Annotated in this window: 15 protein-coding genes; 7 read left to right on the forward strand and 8 right to left on the reverse strand. The window is 71.0% G+C overall.

Annotation, left to right across the window (positions count from 1 at the left end; translation table 11 throughout):
- Positions 1–438: a hypothetical protein gene (locus ACIBG7_RS29045; RefSeq protein WP_397338284.1), complete on the reverse strand. Its 438-nt coding sequence runs from the start codon at positions 436–438 to the stop codon at positions 1–3.
- A gap of 355 nt (positions 439–793) precedes the next feature.
- On the opposite strand from ACIBG7_RS29045, the gene ACIBG7_RS29050 reads away from it, so the two are divergent.
- Complete coding sequence (locus ACIBG7_RS29050; protein WP_397338285.1) at positions 794–952, forward strand: hypothetical protein; 159 nt, start codon at positions 794–796, stop codon at positions 950–952.
- On the opposite strand, the gene ACIBG7_RS29055 is transcribed toward ACIBG7_RS29050, so the two are convergent.
- From ACIBG7_RS29055 to ACIBG7_RS29065, 3 genes are all read right to left on the reverse strand, one after another.
- The gene (locus ACIBG7_RS29055) at positions 949–1575 is read right to left on the reverse strand and encodes a pyridoxamine 5'-phosphate oxidase family protein (RefSeq protein ID WP_397338286.1); all 627 of its coding nucleotides are present in this window, start codon (positions 1573–1575) and stop codon (positions 949–951) included. The genes ACIBG7_RS29050 and ACIBG7_RS29055 overlap by 4 nt on opposite strands.
- A 69-nt stretch (positions 1576–1644) precedes the next feature.
- The gene (locus ACIBG7_RS29060; RefSeq protein ID WP_397338287.1) at positions 1645–2745 is read right to left on the reverse strand and encodes a PrsW family intramembrane metalloprotease; all 1101 of its coding nucleotides are present in this window, start codon (positions 2743–2745) and stop codon (positions 1645–1647) included.
- Between the two features lie 40 nt (positions 2746–2785).
- Positions 2786–3970 (reverse strand): amidohydrolase, encoded by a 1185-nt coding sequence (locus ACIBG7_RS29065; RefSeq protein ID WP_397338288.1) that lies wholly within the window; start codon positions 3968–3970, stop codon positions 2786–2788.
- 54 nt (positions 3971–4024) lie between these two features.
- Here ACIBG7_RS29065 and ACIBG7_RS29070 point away from each other — a divergent pair, with 54 nt between their 5' ends.
- Positions 4025–4435 carry an ester cyclase gene (locus tag ACIBG7_RS29070; RefSeq protein ID WP_397338289.1) on the forward strand — a complete coding sequence of 137 codons (411 nt, stop codon included), beginning with the start codon at positions 4025–4027 and terminating at the stop codon, positions 4433–4435.
- A gap of 41 nt (positions 4436–4476) precedes the next feature.
- On the forward strand, positions 4477–5406 hold the full coding sequence (locus ACIBG7_RS29075; RefSeq protein WP_397338290.1) for an alpha/beta fold hydrolase: 930 nt from the start codon (positions 4477–4479) through the stop codon (positions 5404–5406).
- 3 nt (positions 5407–5409) lie between these two features.
- Here the strand turns inward: ACIBG7_RS29075 and ACIBG7_RS29080 are convergent, their stop codons facing one another.
- Together ACIBG7_RS29080 and nrdR are read right to left on the reverse strand one after the other, a co-directional pair.
- The gene (locus ACIBG7_RS29080) at positions 5410–8235 is read right to left on the reverse strand and encodes a vitamin B12-dependent ribonucleotide reductase (RefSeq protein ID WP_357922022.1); all 2826 of its coding nucleotides are present in this window, start codon (positions 8233–8235) and stop codon (positions 5410–5412) included.
- The gene (nrdR, locus tag ACIBG7_RS29085) at positions 8232–8690 is read right to left on the reverse strand and encodes a transcriptional regulator NrdR (RefSeq protein ID WP_357922025.1); all 459 of its coding nucleotides are present in this window, start codon (positions 8688–8690) and stop codon (positions 8232–8234) included. Before nrdR ends, ACIBG7_RS29080 begins: the two co-directional genes overlap by 4 nt.
- Positions 8691–10889: 2199 nt before the next feature.
- Between nrdR and lexA the strand changes: the two genes are divergently transcribed.
- Complete coding sequence (lexA, locus tag ACIBG7_RS29090) at positions 10890–11597, forward strand: transcriptional repressor LexA (RefSeq protein ID WP_357922028.1); 708 nt, start codon at positions 10890–10892, stop codon at positions 11595–11597.
- Between the two features lie 555 nt (positions 11598–12152).
- Positions 12153–13175 (forward strand): MalY/PatB family protein, encoded by a 1023-nt coding sequence (locus tag ACIBG7_RS29095; protein ID WP_397338291.1) that lies wholly within the window; start codon positions 12153–12155, stop codon positions 13173–13175.
- Between the two features lie 145 nt (positions 13176–13320).
- Here the strand turns inward: ACIBG7_RS29095 and ACIBG7_RS29100 are convergent, their stop codons facing one another.
- On the reverse strand, positions 13321–16458 hold the full coding sequence (locus ACIBG7_RS29100) for a PDZ domain-containing protein (protein WP_357922033.1): 3138 nt from the start codon (positions 16456–16458) through the stop codon (positions 13321–13323).
- 220 nt (positions 16459–16678) lie between these two features.
- Here ACIBG7_RS29100 and ACIBG7_RS29105 point away from each other — a divergent pair, with 220 nt between their 5' ends.
- Positions 16679–17263 carry an XRE family transcriptional regulator gene (locus tag ACIBG7_RS29105; protein ID WP_357922036.1) on the forward strand — a complete coding sequence of 195 codons (585 nt, stop codon included), beginning with the start codon at positions 16679–16681 and terminating at the stop codon, positions 17261–17263.
- 60 nt (positions 17264–17323) lie between these two features.
- Here ACIBG7_RS29105 and leuS read toward each other — a convergent pair whose 3' ends face one another.
- Positions 17324–19774: a leucine--tRNA ligase gene (gene leuS / locus ACIBG7_RS29110; protein ID WP_397338292.1), complete on the reverse strand. Its 2451-nt coding sequence runs from the start codon at positions 19772–19774 to the stop codon at positions 17324–17326.
- 458 nt (positions 19775–20232) lie between these two features.
- Between leuS and ACIBG7_RS29115 the strand changes: the two genes are divergently transcribed.
- A complete protein-coding gene (locus ACIBG7_RS29115) occupies positions 20233–21990 on the forward strand; it encodes a hypothetical protein (protein WP_397338293.1) in 1758 nt (585 codons plus the stop codon).
- Positions 21991–21993: the final 3 nt, after the last annotated feature.

Below are 21993 nucleotides of genomic sequence, written 5' to 3' on the forward strand. Positions count from 1 at the left end.
TCAGGCGAAGCGGGCCTTGCCCTTCTTCGTCCAGGCGCCCTCCGGGCTGATGTAGCCCTTCTTGAACCAGGACTTGAACTGCCGCAACGCGGGCCTCGGGGCGTCGGCGTACTCGATCCGGTTCGGGTTCCAGAGCCCGAGGTCGCGGTAGCCGCGAAGCTGCCGCTCGGCGGCCCTGTCGGTGCGGGCCGGTGGAGTGGTGCCGTTGCGCAGGTCGAACCAGGCGGCGCCCTTGGCGGTCAGCGCGCCCCGGGCGGAGATGAGGCGGTGGAGGCAGTAGTAGGCGTGCTGCTTGCGCGCGATCCTGGCGTCGTCGGCGTACTCGACCTTGTTCGGGTCGAAGGCGCACGCCGAGGCGGCGGCCGGGGTGGCGGTCAAGGGGAGACCTCCGGCGAGCAGGACGCCGGACAGCGACAGCAGGGTGACGGTCTTCTTCATGAGGCCCAGCATCGGGGCCTCGTCCTGCGGCGAGCCGTCGGCCGTCCGGCGATCGGGTAACAACGATCCGGAGATTTGTCGGCGTAGTCGTAGAAATACGTTGAGCGATCGGCCCAGGCTTACTAGGTTGCCCATCATGAGACGCATCAGGATCGCCAAAACCCCGGTCAAGAAGCGCCCCATCCGCCCCGCCGACCTCGACCTCAGAACGCCGTCCGGCAAGAGCTTGCCGTACTGACGGGTAACCCGACCGGAAGTCACACTGGTCGCTGGTTTACGCTGAACCTACAAGTAGTCCGGTAGATAGACTCTTGTCACAAATACATCACGTCGGGGGTTCAGGATGAAGAGGCTGGTGGTGGTACCACCGCGCGTCGCGCGCCACAAGGTTCGTGACATCAGGTCCGCCGACCGCCACAAGCCTGCCGCTCCCGACCCCAAGGTCGTCGACCTGCACGCTTACAGCGGTCGCAACGTCATCCCGTTCCCCGACGGACCGGCTCCGGCCGCCTAGGCGCGGTAGAGCTTGACCTCGTAGTTCTCCGGGGCGTAGTAGCGCTCCAGGTCCTCCACCGACTCGGGGACCTTCTGGATCTCCTTGACCAGCTTGGCGTGCGAGGGCAGCGCGCCGGCGTCCCAGGTCTCGGGCTTCCAGAGCGAGGAGCGCAGGAACGCCTTGGCGCAGTGGAAGAAGATCTGCTCGATCTCCACGACCAGGGTCAGGTGCGGGCGGTGACCCTTGACGATCATCTCGTCGAAGAACGGCGCCTCGCGCACCAGCTTGGCCCGGCCGTTGATGCGCAGGGTCTCCGAGCGGCCGGGGATCAGGTAGAGCAGCCCGACGTGCGGGTTGGCCAGGACGTTGAGCCAGCCGTCCGCGCGGCGGTTGCCCGGGCGGTCGGGGATGGCGATCGTGGTGTCGTCGAGGACGTGGGTGAACCCGGCCGGGTCGCCCTTGGGCGAGGCGTCGCAGTTGCCCGCCGCGTCCGAGGTGGCGAGGATGCAGAACGGCGACAGGGCCAGCCACTCCCGGTCCCGCTCGTGCAACCGCGTCCGCTCCTTCGTCGCGGCGCGGGGCATGACCTCGCCGAGCAGCTCGCGGAGTTCGGCCTCGGACTGGATCTCCGTCCACGTCATGGAAAAACCCTCTCTGTCGGGATTGCCCATTCTTGACCATCGACGGAGGAGCGCTTGACGCCGCCCCCCTCACCAGCGGCGGGCGCCGGCCATCAGGTGCAGCAGGGCGTCACGCTCGGCGACGAACTCGGCCGGGTGCATGCCCTCCCGTTCGGCGCGTTCGTGCACCAGCACCAGTTCGGTGGCGGCCTGCTGGTAGTCGGCCATCGCCCTGCCGTACCCCGTGCGCTTGGCCCAGCGGCGCGCGTCGCGCCGCGCGGGCAGGGAGCCGAGCATGGTGATGTCCTGCGGGGTGACCAGGCCGGTGGGCAGGTAGCCGGCCAGCACCGGGCCCATCCGGGCCACCAGCCGGCGGCGCTCGCGCACGGTGATGGCGATCAGCAGGCCGATCAGGCCCATCAGGACGAGGTAGACGGCCGCCAGGCCGGGCAGCGAGCCGAGCGTGGCCATGCCGTTCCACATGCCGTGCAGCAGGACGGCGGCCAGGTAGCCGAGCGGCACGGCGGCGAACCGACCCGGCCCGCGCCGGGTGACGGCGTAGGCGACGCCCAGGCCGATCATCGAGGTGTAGACCGGGTGGCCCAGCGGGGCGATCAGCCCGCGGAAGACGAACAGGCCCGCGGCGGCGCCCGCGCCGTTCTCGGTGTAGTTCATGACGTAGTAGCCGACGTTCTCCACCGCGCCGAAGCCGAGCCCGGCCATCGAGGCGTAGATGATGCCGTCGGTCAGCCCGTGGATCTCCCGGCGCCGCCGCAGCAGGAGCGGGATCAGCACCGAGCCCTTCAGCGCCTCCTCGATCACCGGCGCGAAGACCACGGTGCCCAGCCCGTCGAGGACGGACTGGTCCACCGTGCCGGAGATGGCCGCCTCGCCCATGCTCTGGATGACCAGCGTCAGGACCACCGCCACCCCGCCGCCCCAGGTGAAGGCGTACACCAGATTCAGCCGCGGTTCCGGCTCCAGCCGGTCGAGCGCGAGCACGGCGGCCAGCAGCACCGGCAGCGGCGCGACGGCCAGCACCAGCGCAAGGCCGAACCCGAGGGTGCCGCCGCTGAACAGGAAGATGCCCAGCACCAGCAGGACGCAGACGCTCGACAGCACCAGCGCGACGATCAGCCCGCGCGCCGGGCGCGGCGGCAGGACAGGGGGGCGGTGTCCCAGAGTGGTCATCCCCTCACTATGCAGCCGGAAGCTTGCAGGTGAGTTGACGTCAGCGCACCTCGCGGTAGTAAGGGTCGGTCACCGTGCCGCCGTCGGGACCGTAGGCGTAGACCTCGCGCCCGTTGACGAAGACGCGCATCGCCCGGCTGAAGACGTCGAGCGGGTCGCCCGACCAGATGACCACGTCGCCGTCCAGGCCCGGCTTGAGCGCGCCGACCCGGTCGTCGAGCCCCATGATCCGGGCGGGGTTGACGGTGAGCGCCTTGAGCGCGGTCTCGCGGTCGAGGCCCTCCTTGACCGCCAGCGTCGCCTGGTGCACCAGGAAGTGGATCGGCACCACCGGGTGGTCGGTGGTGATCGCCAGCTCGACGCCCGCACGGGCCAGGATGCCGGGGTTGCGCAGCGAGCGGTTGCGCAGCTCGACCTTGGACCGCGAGGTGAAGAGCGGGCCGATGATCACCGGGATGTTCCGGGCGGCGAGCTCGTCGGCGAGCAGGTGACCCTCGGTGCCGTGGTTGATGATCACCTTGTAGCCGAACTCGTCGGCCAGGCGCAGCGCGGTGGCGATGTCGTCGGCCCGGTGCGCGTGCTGGCACCAGGGCAGCTCGCCGTCCAGCACCTTGACCAGGATCTCCAGCGTGGCGTCGCGTTCCTTGCGGTCGGTGTCGGCCTTGTAGTCCTGCGCGCGGCGGAAGGCGTCGCGGATCACCGTTGCCACGCCCAGCCGGGTGGAGGGCAGCTTCTTCTGGTCGCCGTAGACCCGCTTGGGGTTCTCCCCCAGCGCGCTCTTCACGCTCACCGGCTGGCGGACCAGCATCTCGTCGACCGTGCGCCCCCAGCACTTCACCGCGACGGTCTGGCCGCCGATCGGGTTGCCGGAGCCCGGCTTGATCACGGCGGTGGTCACGCCGCCGGACAGGGCGTCCTGGAAGCCGAGGTCGGCCGGGTTGATCCCGTCGAGCGCGCGCAGCCGGGCGCCGTTGGGGTCGGTCATCTCGTTGGTGTCCTGCCCCGCCCAGCCCTCGGCCTCCTCGTACACGCCGATGTGCCCGTGCGCCTCCACGAAACCGGGCAGGACCCACTGACCGCCGGCGTCGACCGTGGTCACCCCCTCGGGTACGGCGAGGCCGCTCCCCACGGCGGTGATCTTCCCGTCCTCGATCAGGACGGTGCCGCCCTCGATGGGGTCGCCGTCCATGGGCACGACATATCCGTTGACGATCGCAAGGTTCATGCCTTCGGAGATTAGTGCAGGAGTAGGCCCGGCCCCGCCGGGAAGGTGGCCCGCATGGACATCGCTCACCTCTACCGGCGCTGGCTCCTGGAGCTGTGGCAGGGCGACTTCGCCCTGGCCAAGGAGCTGGTCACGGCCGGCTTCGTCGGCCACTGGCCGCACGGTGACGTGCGCGGGCCGGACGGCCTGGCCGAGGCGCTCCGGCAGGGCCACGAGCCCTTCTCCGACGTCGTCGTCACCCTCGACGTCGGGCCGCTGGTCGACGGCGACCTGGTCGCCGCCCGGTGGACCTTCGCCGGCAAGTACCGCGGCGGCCTGCCCGGGGTGGCGGCTCCGGTGGGGACGCCGATCTCCTTCAGCGGCCACGACATCCTGCGGGCCGAGGGCGACCGGTTCGCCGAGTACTGGGTCGTCTCCGACGCCGAGGGGCTCTCCCGGCAGCTCGCCGACATCGCCTCCCAGTGAGAATCAAGCGGATGTTCAGTGCGCCGTTCTAGAACTGGCGTATGCCTTTCATCGACGTCCGAGCCGGAAGGATCCACTACGAGGACACCGGCGGCGACGGGCCCGTGCTCCTGTTCCTGCACGGCCTGGCCGTGCACGGCGCCCTGTGGCGGCACGTCGTCGCCGCGCTGCGGGACGGCTACCGCTGCGTCGTGCCCACGCTGCCGCTGGGCTCGCACCGCACGCCCATGCGGGCCGGGGCCGACCTGTCCCTGGCCGGGCAGGCGCGGATCGTCGCCGAGTTCGTGGAGCGGCTCGGCGTGGGACCGGTCACCGTGGTGCAGAACGACGGCCCGGTCGCGCTCGCCCTGGCCGCCTCGCGGCCCGACCTCGTCGAGCGGCTCGTGCTGGTGTCGTGCGAGGCCTACCGGGGTGCGCCGCGCCGGCTGCTCAACCGGGCCGCGCAGGCGCCCGGCGGGTTGTGGCTGCTCTTCCAGGCCCTGCGGCTGCGCGGGCTGCGGCGGATGCCACCCTTCGGGACGCGGTCGCGGCGGGCGCCGGCCCAGGTGACCGACGGGTGGTTCCGTCCGCTCCGGTCCTCCTGGCGGAACCGGCGTGACCTGCGGAGCTACCTGCTATCGACGACTCCGGGGGCGGTGGCCGAGGGCACCGAGCGGCTGCGGGCCTTCGACCGGCCCGCCCTGGTCGTGTGGGCCTTCGAGGACCGGGGCCGGCCGTTCTCCCACGGGGTACGGCTGGCCGCGCTGCTGCCGCAGGGGCGGCTGGTGGAGATCGGCGACAGCGCCACGCTCATCCCGGAGGACCAGCCGCGGGTGCTCAGCCTGGCCTTGCGCCGCTTCCTGGAACAGACCGCGTCCAGCCCGTCTCCTGAGCAGGCCGCCACCAGCCCGACTCCTGTGCAGGCCGCTCCTTCTTTCGCCGAACACGAAGAAGCGGCCCCGGAGTGGTGTTCCGGAGCCGCCTCGTCGTGACTCCTAGCTGCAGCCGGAGGTGGAGCCGCAGCCCTCGCAGACGTAGCAGCTACCGGCGGGGCGCATCTTCGTCCCGCAGGTCATGCAGAGCGGGGCGTCGGCCACGAACCGGGCGTGGCTCTCCAGCGTCAGCTCCTTGACCGGCGGCTGGGCCTCGGCGGGAGCGTCGGCGGCCGGCTTGGGCTTCACCTCGATCGGCGCGGACTGGGCGAGCGCCTCCTTGTCCACCACGGGGGCGGGGTCCTCACCACGCTGCTGGGCGGCGCGCTCGGCGGCGGAGAAGATGCCGAGCGCCGCCCGCTCGTCGTAGGGCAGGTGGTCGAGGGCCAGGCGGCGGAAGATGTAGTCCATCACCGAGGCCGCCATGCGCACGTCCGGGTCGTCGGTCATCCCGGCCGGCTCGAAGCGCATGTTGACGTACTTGCTGACGTAGGTCTCCAGCGGCACGCCGTACTGCAGGCCGATCGAGATCGCCACCGAGAAGGCGTCCATGATGCCGGCGAGGGTCGAGCCCTGCTTGGACATCTTGAGGAAGACCTCGCCCAGGCCGTCGTCCGGGTAGGACGAGGCGGTCATGTAGCCCTTGGCGCCGCCCACGGTGAAGCGGGTGGTCACGCTGGGCCGCGAGTTGGGCATCCGGCGGCGGGTCGGGCGGTTGATCTCGACGACCTTGACCTGCGGCTCGACGGCCACGGTCTCGACGGCCTTGTCCTCCGCCTTCTCCTCGGTCTTCTTGCCCGCCACCGACAGCGGCTGGCCGACCTTGCAGTTGTCGCGGTAGACGGCCAGGGCCTTCAGGCCGAGGCGCCATCCCTCCATGTAGACCTGCTCGATGTCCTCGATCGTCGCGCTCTCGGGGAGGTTGACGGTCTTGGAGATCGCACCGGACAGGAACGGCTGCGCGGCGGCCATCATCCGCACGTGGCCCATCGGCGCGATGGCCCGCTCGCCCATGGCGCAGTCGAACACCTCGTAGTGCTCCTGCTTCAGGCCGGGAGCGTCGACGACGTGGCCGTTCTCGGCGATGTACTCGACGATCGCCTCGATCTGCTCCTGCTGGTAGCCGAGCTGCTTGAGCGCGCGCGGGATGGTCTGGTTGACGATCTGCATGGAGCCGCCGCCGACCAGCTTCTTGAACTTGACCAGCGCCAGGTCGGGCTCGATGCCGGTGGTGTCGCAGTCCATCATCAGGCCGATGGTGCCGGTCGGGGCCAGCAGCGAGGCCTGCGCGTTGCGGTAGCCGTGCTTCTCGCCGAGCTTGAGGCACTCCGACCACTGCTTCGACGCCTCGGCGTGGATCTTCGCGTCCATGCCGCCGATGGTCAGCAGGTTGTCGTTGGCGGCGGCGTGCTTGCGCATGACCCGCTTGTGCGGCTCGGCGTTGCGGGCGTAGCCGTCGTAGGCGCCGACGACGCTCGCCAGCTCCGCGCTGCGGCGGTAGGAGACGCCGGTCATCAGGCTGGTGATCGCCCCGGCGACCGCGCGGCCGCCGTCGGAGTCGTAGGCGTGGCCGGTCGCCATCAGCAGCGCGCCGAGGTTGGCGTAGCCGATGCCGAGCTGGCGGTAGGCGCGGGTGGTCTCGCCGATCTTCTCTGTCGGGAAGTCGGCGAAAGTGATCGAGATGTCCATCGAGGTGATGATCAGCTCGGTCAGCTTCACGAAATTGGCGACATCGAAGGAGTTGTCGTCCTTCAGGAACTTCAGCAGGTTGATGCTCGCCAGGTTGCACGAGGAATTGTCCAGGTGGACATATTCCGAACACGGGTTGGACGCGGTGATCCGGCCCGTTTCCGGCGTCGTGTGCCAGTCGTTGATCGTGTCGTCGTACTGCACGCCCGGGTCCGCGCACTCCCACGCGGCCTTGGCCATCTTGGTGAAGAGGTCCTTGGCGTCGATCGTCTCGATGATCTCGCCGGTCAGGCGGGCGCGCAGGCCGAACTTCTCGCCCGCGTCCACCGCGCGCATGAACTCGTCCGAGACGCGGACCGAGTTGTTGGCGTTCTGGTACTGGACGCTGACGATGTCCTTGCCGCCGAGGTCCATGTCGAAACCGGCGTCACGCAGCGCGCGGACCTTGTCCTCCTCGCGCGCCTTGGTCTCGATGAACTCCTCGATGTCGGGGTGGTCGACGTCGAGCACGACCATCTTGGCCGCCCGGCGAGTCGCGCCGCCGGACTTGATGGTGCCCGCGCTCGCGTCCGCGCCGCGCATGAAGGACACCGGGCCGCTGGCCGTACCGCCGCTGGACAGCAGCTCCTTGGACGAGCGGATGCGGGACAGGTTGACCCCCGCGCCAGAACCGCCCTTGAAGATCACGCCCTCTTCCTTGTACCAGTCGAGGATCGACTCCATGGTGTCGTCCACCGACAGGATGAAACAGGCGCTGACCTGCTGTGGCGACTTGGTGCCGACGTTGAACCACACGGGCGAGTTGTAGGCGAAGATCTGGTGGACCAGCGCGTGCTTCAGCTCGTGGTCGAAGATCTCGGCGTCCTCGTCGGAGGCGAAGTAGCCGTTCTCGACACCGGTCCGGGTGTACATGCCGACCACGCGGTCCACGAGCTGCTTGAGCGACCACTCACGCTGCGGGGTGCCGACCGCGCCCCGGAAGTACTTGGTCGTCACGATGTTGGCCGCGTTGACCGACCAGAAGTCGGGGAACTCCACACCACGCTGCTCGAAGTTGATCGAGCCGTCGCGCCAGTTCGTCATCACGACGTCCCGGCGCTCCCAGGTGATCTCGTCATACGGGTGCACGCCCGGCTTGGTGAAGATCCTCTTCATCTTCAGGCCCTTGCTGCGCTTGCGCGATGACACCGTCTCCGTCATTGCTTGTCCCCCTTCTCCGCCTTCAACTGTTCGATCTCCGCTTCAAAGTCCGCCAGGCTCTCGAAACCCCGGTAGACCGACGCGAACCGCAAATACGCCACCTCGTCCAGCTCCCGCAGCGGGCCGAGGATCGCCAGGCCCACCTCGTTGGACGGGATCTCGGCCACGCCCTTCGCCCGGATGGCCTCCTCGACCTGCTGCCCGAGCTGCGCCAGCGAGTCCTCGCCCACCGGCCTGCCCTGGCACGCCCGCCGCACGCCCGCGACCACCTTGTCCCGCGAGAACGGTTCGGTCACGCCACTTCTCTTGCTCACCATCAGCAGGACCGTCTCCTGCGTGGTGAACCGCCGCCCGCACTCCGGACAGGTTCTGCGTCGCCGGATGGCGGCCCCGTCGTCCGTGGAGCGACTGTCGATCACCCTGGTGTCCGGGTGGCGACAGAACGGACAGTGCACGCCACGCCTCCTTGACACACGCGTTTCCCGACCTTCAAGGGTCGCCAAAGCAGGGTCACGGAAACACAATTTGTGGTGAACTACATCGGTGTAAGTACTAGATGTTGTGGTCCAACCGTAGAACTGCCGGGCCGTGATCGCAACTTGCCGGGCGGCTTCCCAGCGAAGTGGCTGATCAGTCGGCGTGTCGCCGGTGGGGGGCGTGGTGCGGGTGTTCCGAGGATGGGATTCTGCCGGGTTCCGGGGGGTGGGCGGGTCTGGTATAGGGGCTCCCGACCTGCGGAAACACTCCTGGCTACCAGGGAATTCCCGCCCTCCGCCGCCCTCTCAGCCCTGGTCCCCAGCCGGTCGGACTCTCCTCTTCAGCCCACCTGGCCCCGACTTCGCCGCGCCATACCTCAGCCCGCCTTGACCGACTTCCCCGCGCCACGCCACAGCCCGCCTTGGCGGACTCCCCGCCCCACGCCTCAGGCCGCCTTGGCTGACGCCCCGCCCCACGCCTCAGCCGCTTTCCCTGGGCTTGCCGTGCTTCCCCGCCTCGCCCCCCCGTCGGGCCGGCCCCGGGTCTCGCTCTCCCCGCCGCCCCTATCCCGCCCACCCCGTCGGGGCCCCGCGCCTTGATTCCCCTCCGGGCCCATGTGGGACGCTGCCAACCCGGCCGCGGCCCGACCCTGGATTCTGCGCCCGCCCTCCCGCCAAGCCCGAGGTCCTGCGGTCGGAGACGACGAATGGGCGCCGGTTGTAGGCGGCGCCCATTGAATGAAGTGACGGCGGCCGAGCGTCACCTTGAGGGAGGTGGCAGCGGCCGAGCGTCAGCTTGAGTGGAGTGACAGTGACCGAGCGTCAGCTTGCTAGGGTGCCCAGCCAGTAACCCGCTACAGCCAGTAGGACGATCAACGCGGCCACCACGATGCGGCCCCGGCGGGTGAGACGGAACGACGTGCGAGCCCTACGTGCCCGGCGAGCGCCGACCCCAGTACCGCCCGCACCGCCAGCCCCAGCACGGCCAGTTCCAACACGGCCTGTCCCGGCACGGCCAGTCCCAACGCGGCCGGTCCCGGCACGGCCACCGCCACCGCCACCGCTGCCAGTGCCGGTGCCGCCGCCGGTGCCGTCGTCGGACAGGCCGCCCTGGACGATGCTGCCCACGCGAGGGTGGGGCACGCTGGGGGCCGCGTCACGGCCTGCGCCCCGTCGCCGTGTCTGGCCCTTGGTCCGGCCCTTGCGTCCCGTGCCGGACGGTGTCGTCCGGGTGCCGTTGCCTTTCACCGCCACCACTACGCCCCCTTTCGGCCGCTCCCCCGAGCTCCGCCGTCTCGTCCCCGTAGTACTACCCCCGGCCACGGGACGGATTCCCGTTCCACCCCGAGCCGGAAACACTCTTGGCCTGTCCCATTCCGGACGCCCCTCGCCCCCCACGCGTGCCACCTGCTCAGCCGGCCGCCGTCCTTCCGACGATCCCGCAGCCTCGGCCCGCCCAGTTACCTGCCGGAACGCCTGGAGGTCGGTGACGCTCGCCAGACGTACGGCCTCGGCAGCCACTTCCGAGGCCGGCCCATCACCCTCGGCCGCTCCAGGAGGGTCACCTGGCCCACCGACACCGACACCGACACCGACACCGACACCGAGCGTCTCACCCCCGCCCGCGCTGCTCCTCGAGTGCGCCGTGCCGTCGCCGCTCCCCGGCCGCCCCCAGAGCCCGCTCGCTGGACGGCGTGCAGGGCGGCCTTCCCGAGCGAGTACGCCACCCTCCGACCCCGGCGCCCCTCCCCCACCGACTCCCGCGGAGCGCGGAACCCCGGGACCGGAAGGCTCCGCCGTACCCGTGTCCGAGCGGGGCGCCGGGACGAGGCGGAGGGGTGGGGTGCCCGGGCGGCGGGGACGCGGCGGGGGCGTGTTCGAATGACGGGGCTCCCGGGTGGCGTCGGCGATCAAGGTGAGATTGTCGGTGGTCTCTGCGATTGTGGTCGTCCGCATGAATGGCCTCCCGCCCCGTCACGACCGAAAATGGCCGAACAAAGATCGGCGTATCGAACACGATGTCGATCGAACTCCCGTACGATGGTCTACCACAGGGACCCGACATTTTCGAGGAACACTCGAACAATTGTTTGAGGATGATCTTCAACGGCGATATCGTCGCTGTGTGCGACACACGAACCACGGACCGGAAGGTCTGCCGGTGAGGAGGAACAGGGCATGAGCGAGCACGATGACTCCAACGGTGTCAGCGACCTCGCGTTGCGCAGGCGTGACTCACTGGGTCTGACGCCCAGGCAACGCAAGATCCTGGAGGTGATCCGCGACTCGGTGCAGCAGCGCGGGTACCCGCCCTCCATGCGCGAGATCGGCGAGGCGGTCCAGCTGACCAGCACGTCGAGCGTGTCGCACCAGCTGACGGCCTTGCAGCGAAAGGGCTACCTGCGGCGCGATCCGCACCGGCCGCGCGCGTTGGAGGTCCGGCTGCCGGGTGAGCCGGTGCTGTGGGTAGATCCGGACGGCGACGAGGTCGAGTCGCCGGTGAGCCGCCCGACGGCGGCGTACGTGCCGCTGGTCGGCCGGATCGCCGCCGGTGGGCCGATCCTGGCCGAGGAGAGCGTGGAGGACGTGTTCGCCCTGCCCAAGCAGCTCGTGGGCGAGGGCACGCTCTTCCTGCTCCAGGTCAGCGGTGACTCGATGATCGAGGCGGCGATCGCCGACGGCGACTGGGTGGTCGTACGGCAGCAGCCGGTGGCCGAGAGTGGCGACATCGTGGCCGCGATGATCGACGGTGAGGCGACCGTCAAGACGTTCAAGCGCAAGGACGGGCATGTCTGGCTCGTCCCGCACAACCCCAACTACGACCCGATCCCCGGCGATGAGGCCAGCGTCCTGGGCAAGGTCGTGGCGGTGCTTCGCCGCCTCTGAAACCCCCTCCGACCGGTCGGCCCCCGTCCGCACACGGGCGGCCGACCGGCCCCCACCTGGTTCCTCAGTCGTTTCGCCTTCTCCTCCTGAGCCTCACCCGGTGAGCGCCTCGGTACCTTCTGAGCCCCCTGAGTGCCCCGCTACTTGCCGACCCCTAAGACCCGCCCCCTGGCCTGTTCCTTGCCGCCTCATGCCCCCGCTGCTTGAGCCGCCGCGCCTTGAGCCTGGCCGCCGCTTCTGCTGAGGCGTCCGGTGCCCTGGGGCTTCTCGTCACTTCGGTGGGCCGGCCGGGTTGGATGGTCGGCCACTTGCTCGGGCCGGCCGGGCCCCGGTTCAGGCGCGCCCACGCTCCCGTACAGGCGGACCTCTTCACCGCAAAGCAGCCCCCGAGCCCCGCCAAGGCGGTGCCAGGAAGCGGGGCTGGGGCGAAAAGAGGGGGTGATCTAGACTGAAAGGGTGAACGACACTTTCCGGGCGGAAGACCTCAAAGCGCTACGCGACGGGGTTAAGTGGTCCAAAGCGGGCCCGGGGGTGATTCCCGCCTGGGTGGCGGACATGGACTTCCCGGTGGCCCCGGTGATCCGGGAGGCCCTGGAACGGCGGATCGTCACCGACCTGGGGTATCCGACCTGGGACGAGCAGTACGCCCCGGCACCGCTCATCGAGGCGTTCGCCGAGCGGTCGGAGGGCAAGTACGGCTGGCGGCCCTCGGGCCCGGACCGGGTCAGGGCGTTCAGCGACCTCAACCAGGCCCTCCAGGTCATCCTGCACACGATCACCGAGCCCGGCGATCCGGTGGCGGTGCACACGCCGACCTACAACGCGTTCGTGGCGTCGCTGACCGAGATGAACCGCCCCATCCTGCCGATCGCCGCACAAGTGGACACGGACGGGGACGGGTGGCGGTTCGAGGTACCGGATCTGGCACGGGCCAAGGTGCTGCTGCTGGTCAACCCGCACAACCCGACCGGACGGGCGTTCACGCGGGCCGAGCTGACCGAGTTGGCCGAGGCGGCGGAGCGGCACGACCTGGTGGTCATCTCCGACGAGATCCACGCCGACCTGGTGTACGAGCCGCACCGGCACATCCCGTTCGCCACGCTGCTCCCGGAGCGGACGATCACGCTGACCTCGGCGTCCAAGGCGTTCAACCTGGGCGGGGTCCGGTGCGCGGTGGCGCACTTCGGGCACGAGGCCACGCGGAAGGCCGTGTGGTCGGCGCCGAAGTTCCTGTACGGCGAGGCGAACCTGTTCGGGGTGGAGGCGACGGTCGCGGCCTGGCGGCACGGGGAGCCCTGGCTGGCCGAGATCCTCGGTCTGCTCGACCGGAACCGGCGGATGCTGGCCGAGCGGTTGCCGGCCGGGGTCGGGTATCGGGTGCCTGAGGCCACCTACCTGGCGTGGCTCGACTTCGGGCGGCCGGGGGCGGCCGAGCGGCTGGAGCGGGAGGCGGGGGTCCTGCTCAGCGGGGGTGAGCAGTTCGGGCCCGGCGGGGAGAACTTCGCGCGGCTCAACTTCGCCACCTCGTTGCCCGTGCTGGAGGAACTGGTCGGGCGGATCTCGTCCGTGGAGTTCTAGAGAACGGGCCGCGTCCGCTCAGGAGCCCAAGGCCTCCGGCCGGCGAACCGGATGGATGAACTGGGCGCGGCGGCTCCCCAAGCCGGGCTCAGGACCCGGGAAGGGGCAGGGCGGGTGCCCGTGCCCCTTCCTCTCGTCTCCGGGGTCAGGTCAGCGGGGGCAGGGGCGGGGCGGTGGCGGCGGGGGTGTCGGTGAGGGCGGCGAGGGCGAGCTCGATCGCCTTGTCCAGCTGCGGGTCACGCCCGGCGGCGCGGTCCTGCGGGGTGGTGACGACCTCGAGGTCCGGGTCGACGCCGTAGTTCTCCACCCCCCACTCCTGTCCTTCCAGCCAGTGGGAGTACCGGGGCTGGGTGACGACGGTGCCGTCCACCAGGGAGTAGCGCGAGTCGATGCCGATGACGCCGCCCCAGGTGCGGGTGCCGATGAGCGGGCCGAGCTTGCGGGCCTTGATGCCGGAGCTGACGATGTCACCGTCCGAGCCGGCGAACTCGTCGGCGATGGCCACGATGGCGCCGCGCGGCGAGTCGACGGGGTAGCGCATGGGCTCGTAGCCGCGTGAGCGGACCCAGCCGGTGACCCGGCGGGACAGCTTCTCCAGGACGAGCTCGGAGGTGTGCCCGCCCCCGTTCTCGCGGAGGTCGACGACGAGGCCCTCGCGGGCCATCTCGGTCCGGAGGTCGCGGTGGAACTGCGCCCAGCCGGAGGAGACCATGTCCGGCACGTGCAGGTAGCCGAGCCGCCCGCCGGACAGCTCGTGGACGCGGGCGCGGCGACCCTCCACCCAGGCGTGGTAGCGCAGGGCGGTCTCGTCGGCGACGGGCGTGACGACGACCCGCCGGGTCTCGCCGCCGGAGGCCGGGCGGATGGTCAGCTCGACCGGATGCTCCGCCGTACCGGACAGGAGGGCGAGGGGGCCGCGGACGGGGTCGACGGGACGGCCGGCCACGGCGACGATGGCGTCGCCCTCGCGGACGGCCACGCCGGGCTCCAGGAGCGGCGAGCGCGCCTTGTGGTCGGAGGACTCGCCGGGCAGGATGCGGGCCACCCGCCAGGTGCCGTCCTCGTCGCGGGCGAGGTCGGCGCCGAGCAGGCCCTGGCGGCGGCGCGGGTCGACGCCGACGGCGTTGGGCCGGGCGTAGGCGTGGGAGGTGGCGAGCTCGCCCTGGACCTCCCACAGCAGGTCGATCAGCTCGCTGTAGGCGCCGATCCGTTCGACGAGCGGCTCGTAGCGGTCGAGGACGGCGGCCCAGTCGACGCCGTTCATGTCCTCGCGCCAGAAGTGGTCGCGCATGAGCCGGCCGGCCTCGCGGTAGGCCTGGCGCCACTCGGCGACCGGTTCGATGGTGACGTTGACGCGGTCGAGGTCGATGGGAACGACCTCGTCGCCGTCGCCGGACGAGCGGGTCTGCAGGCCGGACTTGCCGTTCAGGACCAGCCGGGAGCCGTCGCCGCTGACCTCGAAAGCTCGGATCTCCTTGCCGATCTCGCTCTTGGCGCGCTTGGCGAGGTCGTAGCGCTCCAGCACCGGCTCGGGGCGGTCGGTGCCGTCGCCGAGCTGGCTGGGCAGCGGGTGGCGGAGCCAGAGCAGGGCGTCCTTGGCGCTGCGCAGGTTGCTGTAGGTGCCGGCGGGGACGGGCACGGCGACGACACGGGCGGACAGGCCCTCGACGTCCACCTCGGTGACCGGGGCCGCATCTCCTGATTTCTCGGACTTGTCGGCGTCTTCGCCGTTGAACCCGCGCCCCTCCAGCGAGGGCGCGAAGGGCGAGGGCGTGGTCGCCTTCAACGGCACGAGGTACGGCTTGCAGCTCTGCGGGAACGACAGGTCGAACACGTGCGAGTCGTACACCGGGTCGAAGGTCCGCTCCGACAGGAACGCCAGGTGCTTGCCGTCCTTGGTGAAGACCGGCGAGCTGTCGGTGAAGCGCAGCGGCGTCACCTCGATCACCGACGAACCGTCGGTCCGGCCCATCTTGATCTGACTGAGGTAGAAGCCGTGCTGCGGGAAGGACCAGGCAAGCCACGCCGAGTCGGGTGAGAACGTCGGGCCGCCGATGTCGCCGGAGTCGGTGCGGTCGATCTCGCGCAGGGTCCCCGACTCCACGTCGACCACCAGCAGCCGGCCATCGTGGCTGGTCACCGCGACGTGCTTGCCGTCGGGCGCGACCGCCAGGTCGAGCACCCGGCCCAGCTCGCCGGCGGCGATGGTGCGGATCTCGCCGCCGGGGGTGCCGATCTCCAGGGCGTCCTCGCCGCCGGCGTCGGAGACCCAGATCGCCTTGCCCTCGTTGTCGAGCGGGCGCGGCAGCCGTACGCGCACGCCGGGCTCGGCCCGCAGCACGCCGGCCGGGCCGTCGCGGTGGGTGACCCAGTGGGCGGTGCCGCGGATCTCGACCACGCTGGCCCGGCCGCCCTTGTCGGGGGCGAAGCCGGCCACGCGGGCGGGCGCCGGGCGCTTGGCGCGCGCCGGGCGCGGCCCGCCGAGCTTGATGTCCAGCTTGTACGGCTCGCCGTCCAGGTCGGTGAGCCACAGGTCGCCCGCGTGGCTGTAGATCACGCGCTCCCCGTCGGTGGCGGCGTGCCGCGCGTAGAACTCCGTGTGCGTGGTGTGCTGGCGCAGGTCGGAGCCGTCGGGCAGCGCGGAGTAGAGGTTGCCGACACCGTCGGTGTCTGCCAGGAAGGCGATCCGCCCGCCCACCCACATGATCGACGCGTGCTGGGCCGGGTTGTCGGCGAACAGCCGGGTGAACTCGCCCTCGCCGTCCGCGTCCACCCAGATCTTGCCTGCCGTACCGCCCCGGTAGCGCTTCCACTGCGACGCCTCGCGCCACAGCGAGGAGATCGTCGCGACCTTGCCGCCGCTGACCGCGACGTCGCTCACCCACCCGTACGGCAGGCGCTCGGCGGGTCCCCCGTCGAGCGGGACCGCGTAGGCCCACACGCGGCTGCGCCCGCCCTCCCCCGCGGCGGTGACCGCCAGGACGCGGCCGTCCTCGCTCCAGCCGCGGACGCCGGTCGTCGCGTTGCCCCAGTGGGTCAGCCGCTCGCCCTCGGCGCCGTCCAGCGCGGCGGCGAACACCTCAGGGTCGCCTTCTCGCGTGCTGGTCCACGCGATGCGCTCGCCGTCGGGCGAGAACCTCGGGTGGGAGACCTGGACGCGGTCGGCGGTGAACCGCCAGGCGCGTCCGCCGTCGAGGGGGGCCACCCAGACGTCGTCGTCGGCCACGAAGGTGACCAGGTCACCATGAAGGTGGGGGTACCTGAGATATGCGCCATTAGTCACAAAAGCACCCTATTGCGGGGGGCGGGGTGCTGCGGGGGTCGATCAGGCTCGCTTGCAGCGAACACCCCCGGCCCCACCGACCGACGACGCCCCCCGGGCCGACGCCCGCCACCGGCCAACGGCGGCCACCACCGAGCTACCCGCCACCGGTCACCATCTCCGGACCACCCGCCGCCGACCGCCGCGCGGTTCCGGCATCGGGGGTTGCTAGTTTCGGGACATGGAACTCGCCACCGTCCTCGCCGAGGTGGGCCCCCGGCTGCGCCGCCTGCGCGCCGAGCGCGACCTGTCCCTGGGCGCGCTCGCCGAGGCGACCGGCATCTCCAAGAGCACCCTGTCCCGCCTGGAGTCCGGCCACCGCCGCCCCAGCCTCGACCTGCTCCTGCCCATCGCCCAGGCCTACCGGGTGCCGCTGGACGAGCTGGTCGGCCACCCCGAGACCGGCGACCCCCGCGTGCACCTGGCCCCTCGGAGCATGAACGGCCAGACGGTCGTCCCGCTCACCCGCGCCCCCGGCCCGCTGCAGGCGTTCAAGATGATCGTCCCGCCCGCCACCGGCGAGCCCCCCGAGCCCAAGACCCACGAGGGCTACGAGTGGATCTACGTGCTCTCCGGCCGGCTCCGGCTCATCATCGGCGAGCACGACCTCGTCCTGGCCGCCGGCGAGGTCGCCGAGTTCGACACCCGCCTGCCCCACTGGTTCGGCAGCGCCGGCCCCGAACCCGCCGAACTGCTCAGCCTCTTCGGCCGCCAGGGCGAGCGCATGCACATCCGCGCCCGACCGAGGAAGCCGAAGGCCTCCTGACATGCGGACGGCTCCGCCGTACCGGAGAACCGGTACGGCGGAGCCGTCGCGCGACCAGCGTCAGGGGACGATGTTGACCAGCTTCGGAGCCCGCACGATGACCTTCTTCGGCGTGCCGTTCAGCAGCGGGACGACCTTGTCCGAGGCCAGGGCCAGGGCCTCCAGGTCGGCGTCGGAGATGTCGGGCGAGACCTCCAGCCGGTCACGGACCTTGCCGGCGACCTGGACGACGCAGGTGACCGACTCCTGGACCAGCAGGGCGGGGTCGGCCACGGGCCAGCCGGCCTGGGCGACGCTGCCGGTGCGGCCCAGCCGCTCCCAGCCCTCCTCGGTGGTGTAGGGCGCCACCAGGGACAGCATGATCGCCAGCGCCTCGGCGGCCTCGCGGACGGCGGGGTCGGCCGGGCCGGGACCGGCGTCGATGGCCTTGCGGGCCGCGGAGGTCAGCTCCATCAGCCGCGCGACGGCGACGTTGAAGCGCCGCGAGTCGATCAGGCGGGTGACCTCGTCGACCGTGCGGTGGGTGACGCGGCGCAGCTCCAGGTCACCGGTGTCGAACGAGACGCCGGGGGCGCTGGTCACGTCGTTGAAGACGCGGAAGGCGCGGGCCAGGAACTTCTGCGAGGCGGCCGGGGAGACGTCGGCCCAGTCGATGTCCTCCTCGGGCGGCCCGGCGAAGGCCATGGTCAGCCGGACCGCGTCGACGCCGTAGGCCTCCAGTTGCTGGCCCAGGTCCACACCGTTGCCCAGGGACTTCGACATGGCCTTGCCGCCGTTGATCACCTGCCCCTGGTTCAGCAGGCGCAGGAACGGCTCGGTGAAGTCCAGCATGCCCATGTCGTGCAGGACCTTGGTGAAGAAGCGCGAGTACAGCAGGTGCAGGACCGCGTGCTCGACGCCGCCGACGTACTGGTCGACGGGGCTCCACCGGCGGACCGCCTCGACGTCGAACGGGCCGTCCTCGTACCGCGGCGAGCAGTACCGCAGGAAGTACCAGGAGGAGTCGACGAAGGTGTCCATCGTGTCGGTGTCACGCCGGGCGGCCCCGCCGCACTTGGGGCACTCGACCTCGACCCAGTCGGTCGCGGCGGCCAGCGGGGAGACGCCCTTGGGCGCCAGGGCCTCGCCCCGCAGGTCGGGCAGCTCGACCGGCAGTTGCTCGTCGGGGACGGGCACCTCGCCGCAGTCGGCGCAGTGGATGATCGGGATCGGCGTGCCCCAGAAGCGCTGGCGCGACAGCAGCCAGTCGCGCAGCCGGAAGTTGACCGTGCCCCGGCCCAGACCGTCGGCGCTCAGCACCTCGATGATCTTGCGGATCGCCTCGGTCTTGGTCAGGCCGTCCAGCGGCCCGGAGTTGACCAGCTGGCCCTCGCCCGGAGTGGCGATGCCGGTCTCGCCGGGGTCGGCCAGGCCGGTGTGCACGACGACCTTGACCGGCAGCCCGAACCGGCGCGCGAAGTCGAGGTCGCGCTGGTCGTGGGCGGGCACGGCCATGATCGCGCCGTGGCCGTAGTCGGACAGCACGTAGTCGGCCGCCCAGACCGGCATGCGCTCGCCGTTGACCGGGTTGATCGCGTAGCGGCCCAGGAAGACGCCGGTCTTCTCCTTCTCGGTGGACAGCCGCTCGATGTCGCTCAGCTTGGCGACCTCGGCGCGGTAGTCCTCGAAGGCCTGGCGCTGCTCGGGCGAGACGATCTCGTCGGCCAGCGCGGCGTCGGGCGCGACGACGAAGAAGGTCGCGCCGAACAGGGTGTCGGGCCGGGTGGTGTAGACCGTCACCGGCTCCTCGCGGCCCTCGATGACGAAGCGCACGTCGGCGCCCTCGGAGCGGCCGATCCAGTTGCGCTGCATGGCCAGGACGCGGTCGGGCCAGCCGTCCTCCAGCTGGTCCATGTCGTCCAGCAGGCGCTGCGCGTAGTCAGTGATCTTGAAGTACCACTGGGTCAGCTCGCGGCGCACGACCTCGGCGCCGCAGCGCTCGCAGCGGCCCTGGACGACCTGCTCGTTGGCCAGCACGGTCTGGTCGTTGGGGCACCAGTTGACCAGGCCGCCCTTGCGGTAGGCCAGCCCGCGCTCGAAGAAGCGCAGGAACAGCCACTGGGTCCACTTGTAGTACTCGGGGTCGCTGGTGTGCAGCCGGCGCGACCAGTCGAAGGAGATGGCGTACCGCTTGAACGAGTTGACCTGCGTCTCGATGTTGGCGTAGGTCCATTCCGCCGGGTGCGCGTTGCGCTTGATCGCGGCGTTCTCGGCCGGCAGGCCGAAGGAGTCCCAGCCGGCCGGGTGCAGCACGTTGTAGCCGCGCTGCTGCCAGTAGCGGGCGATGATGTCGCCGAAGGCCCACGCCTCGGCGTGACCCATGTGGAGGTCGCCCGACGGGTAGGGGAACATGTCCAGCAGGTAGCGCCGCTCACGCGGATCGGCGGGGTCGTCGCTGGCCCGGAACGGGTCCATCTCCTCCCAGCGCGGCTGCCACTTGGCCTGCAGCGCCTGCGGGTCGTACTCACTCACGGCTGTTGTCCTTCGGCTTGTCGACTGACCCCACAAGAAAACCCCCCGTTCTGACAACGAGGGGCAGCCGCGACGGCGGAGGACTTCCTAAGGCCGTCGCGGCCCACTAAGAAGCAGGGTCGCGGTACGCATACACCAAGCCTACCGCACCTCTTCAAGAGATTTCCGGTCGTCGATCGAGGGGGACCGGCACAATGGGCGCTTCAGGTTCGCGACATCGGATGGTGATACATCCGTTGTGACCACTTATGTCCCTTTAGTTTACTCTCGTCGCTATGACTGAACCACGCACGCCCGAGGAGTCGGAGGCCGGCCTGCCCTGGCAGGATCCCCCCACCGACCCCACTGGGCTGCGGATTCACTCAAGCTTCCCCAGTTTTGCTGCGAACCCCCCAGCCCCGCGTGAGATCATGCGCAATGCGGCATTGCCGGACATAACATCGGGAGGTACGGCAGCCATGGCGACGGAGAAGTCCGAGGCATCACACCTGCCACCGGCGTGGCCGGAACTGCCGCCCCAGGACGTCCCCACGTCCTGGCCGGAAGTCTCCAGGCAGGAGCCGGTGCCCGCGTGGGCCGAGCCCCCGCGCCCCGCCGACCCGGGACCGCCTCCGGCGGCGCCCGCGCGAGACAGCGGCTGGGGGAACCTGTCGACGCCGGCGCCCTGGCCGCCCCGCGACAACGCCACCCAGCAACCGGCCACGTGGCCGCCGGCCCAGCAGGAGCCGGTCGGCTGGCCCCAGTCGCCGGACGCCTCCTCCGCGCCCCAGAGCGGCTGGCCGCAGCAGACCGGGCACGACCCGCTGAACCAGCAGAACGCGCTGAACCAGCAGAACCCATTGACCCAGCAGAGCCCGGCGGGCCAGCAAGGGCAGCAGGGGCAGTCCAGCCAGCAGGGTCAGGGTCAGCAGGGCCAGCAGGGTCAGTGGCAGGGGCACCCGCTGGACACCTCGCAGCCGCTGCAGGACACCCAGGTGCACCCGGCCTGGTCCCCCGACACCCGCCCGCCGGCGTGGAACCCCGAGCCGCAGGGCCGGGCCGCGCAGGAGCCCCCGGTCGCCCCCGCGTGGGCGCCGCAGGAGGGTCCGGCGACGGTGGCGCAGTGGCCGGACGAGGTCGGCCCGCCGGTGGTCCCGCCGAAGCCGCCGGGCGACCCGATGGAGCGCACGGTCAACTACGCGATGCTCACCCCCGACCAGCTCGCCGCCGCCCAGGACCAGCTCCCGCCGGGCCAGCCCGGGCAGCCGGGCCAGCCGGGGCACCCCGGTCAGCCGGGCCAGCCGGGTCAGCCGGGCCAGCCGGGTGGGGACCAGTTCGGCCAGCGGCCCGGCGGTGACCTGGGCCGTGACCCGTCCGACCCCGACCGTCCCTTCGTGACCGCGGGCCAGATCAGCGGCTCGCGCACCCCGCCCCCCGAGCGCCAGCAGGAGCTGTGGAACGCCGTCTTCTCCGAGGGCGACGACGACGGCCGCGACCCGCTGGACGACGAGGAGCGCGCCAAGCCGGTGTGGATGTACGCGCTGGGCGCCTCGGTCGCGGTCGCGCTGGTGATCGCGCTGGTGTGGGCGTTCGTCGCGGGCCCGCTGGCCGGCGAGAGCGACCCGGTGGCGGCCAAGCCGACGCCGAAGTCCTCCGCGAAGCCGTCGGCGAGCGCCAAGCCGGCCAACCGCTTCCCGCGCCTGCCGCGCTACCCCGGCCAGGCCTCGCCGGTGCTCGGCCCGCTGGCCGACACCGCGGCGGGGCTGAGCGTGTCGCGGCTGGGCGGGCGCTGGCTGCTCGACCAGCGCGCGGTGGTGCAGTCCACGTATGGCTACACCACCCGCCAGTACGTGCAGACCGGCACCGACGCGCTGGGCAAGCCGGTCTTCGCGCAGGTCCTGATCGGCCCGCTGCCCGCGAAGCTGGCCGCCGCCTACACCTCCCCGGACGATCTCCAGCCGGTGATCCGCCAGGTGGTGCTGAACGCCCGCAACCGCTTCTTCGCCAAGCCGAACACGGTCCGCACGACCGCGCGGCAGACGCTGAAGAACGGCGCGCAGATCAACGCCTACGAGCTGACCGCGGGCGAGTCGAAGGCGACCGTCGTGGTCGCCGCCGTCCCGACCGGCGGTGAGGTGCCGGCGATCGTGTACATGCAGGTGCCGGGTGACAGCAAGTCGCTGCTGCCGGACGTCAACACCATCATGCGCTCGATCAAGGTGACCGCCGGCCAGTAACCC

It is taken from the genome of Nonomuraea sp. NPDC050328 (assembly GCF_044459405.1).
GTDB lineage: Bacteria > Actinomycetota > Actinomycetes > Streptosporangiales > Streptosporangiaceae > Nonomuraea.

Coding starts and splice junctions, on each gene's coding strand:
- ACIBG7_RS29105 (WP_357922036.1), top strand. CDS start 16,679: ATGGAACTCGCCACCGTCCTCGCCGAGGTGGGCCCCCGGCTGCGCCGC.
- ACIBG7_RS29115 (WP_397338293.1), top strand. CDS start 20,233: ATGGCGACGGAGAAGTCCGAGGCATCACACCTGCCACCGGCGTGGCCG.
- ACIBG7_RS29060 (WP_397338287.1), bottom strand. CDS start 2,745: ATGACCACTCTGGGACACCGCCCCCCTGTCCTGCCGCCGCGCCCGGCG.
- ACIBG7_RS29065 (WP_397338288.1), bottom strand. CDS start 3,970: ATGAACCTTGCGATCGTCAACGGATATGTCGTGCCCATGGACGGCGAC.
- ACIBG7_RS29055 (WP_397338286.1), bottom strand. CDS start 1,575: ATGACGTGGACGGAGATCCAGTCCGAGGCCGAACTCCGCGAGCTGCTC.
- ACIBG7_RS29080 (WP_357922022.1), bottom strand. CDS start 8,235: ATGACGGAGACGGTGTCATCGCGCAAGCGCAGCAAGGGCCTGAAGATG.
- ACIBG7_RS29045 (WP_397338284.1), bottom strand. CDS start 438: ATGAAGAAGACCGTCACCCTGCTGTCGCTGTCCGGCGTCCTGCTCGCC.
- ACIBG7_RS29070 (WP_397338289.1), top strand. CDS start 4,025: ATGGACATCGCTCACCTCTACCGGCGCTGGCTCCTGGAGCTGTGGCAG.
- ACIBG7_RS29075 (WP_397338290.1), top strand. CDS start 4,477: ATGCCTTTCATCGACGTCCGAGCCGGAAGGATCCACTACGAGGACACC.
- lexA (WP_357922028.1), top strand. CDS start 10,890: ATGAGCGAGCACGATGACTCCAACGGTGTCAGCGACCTCGCGTTGCGC.
- ACIBG7_RS29095 (WP_397338291.1), top strand. CDS start 12,153: ATGGACTTCCCGGTGGCCCCGGTGATCCGGGAGGCCCTGGAACGGCGG.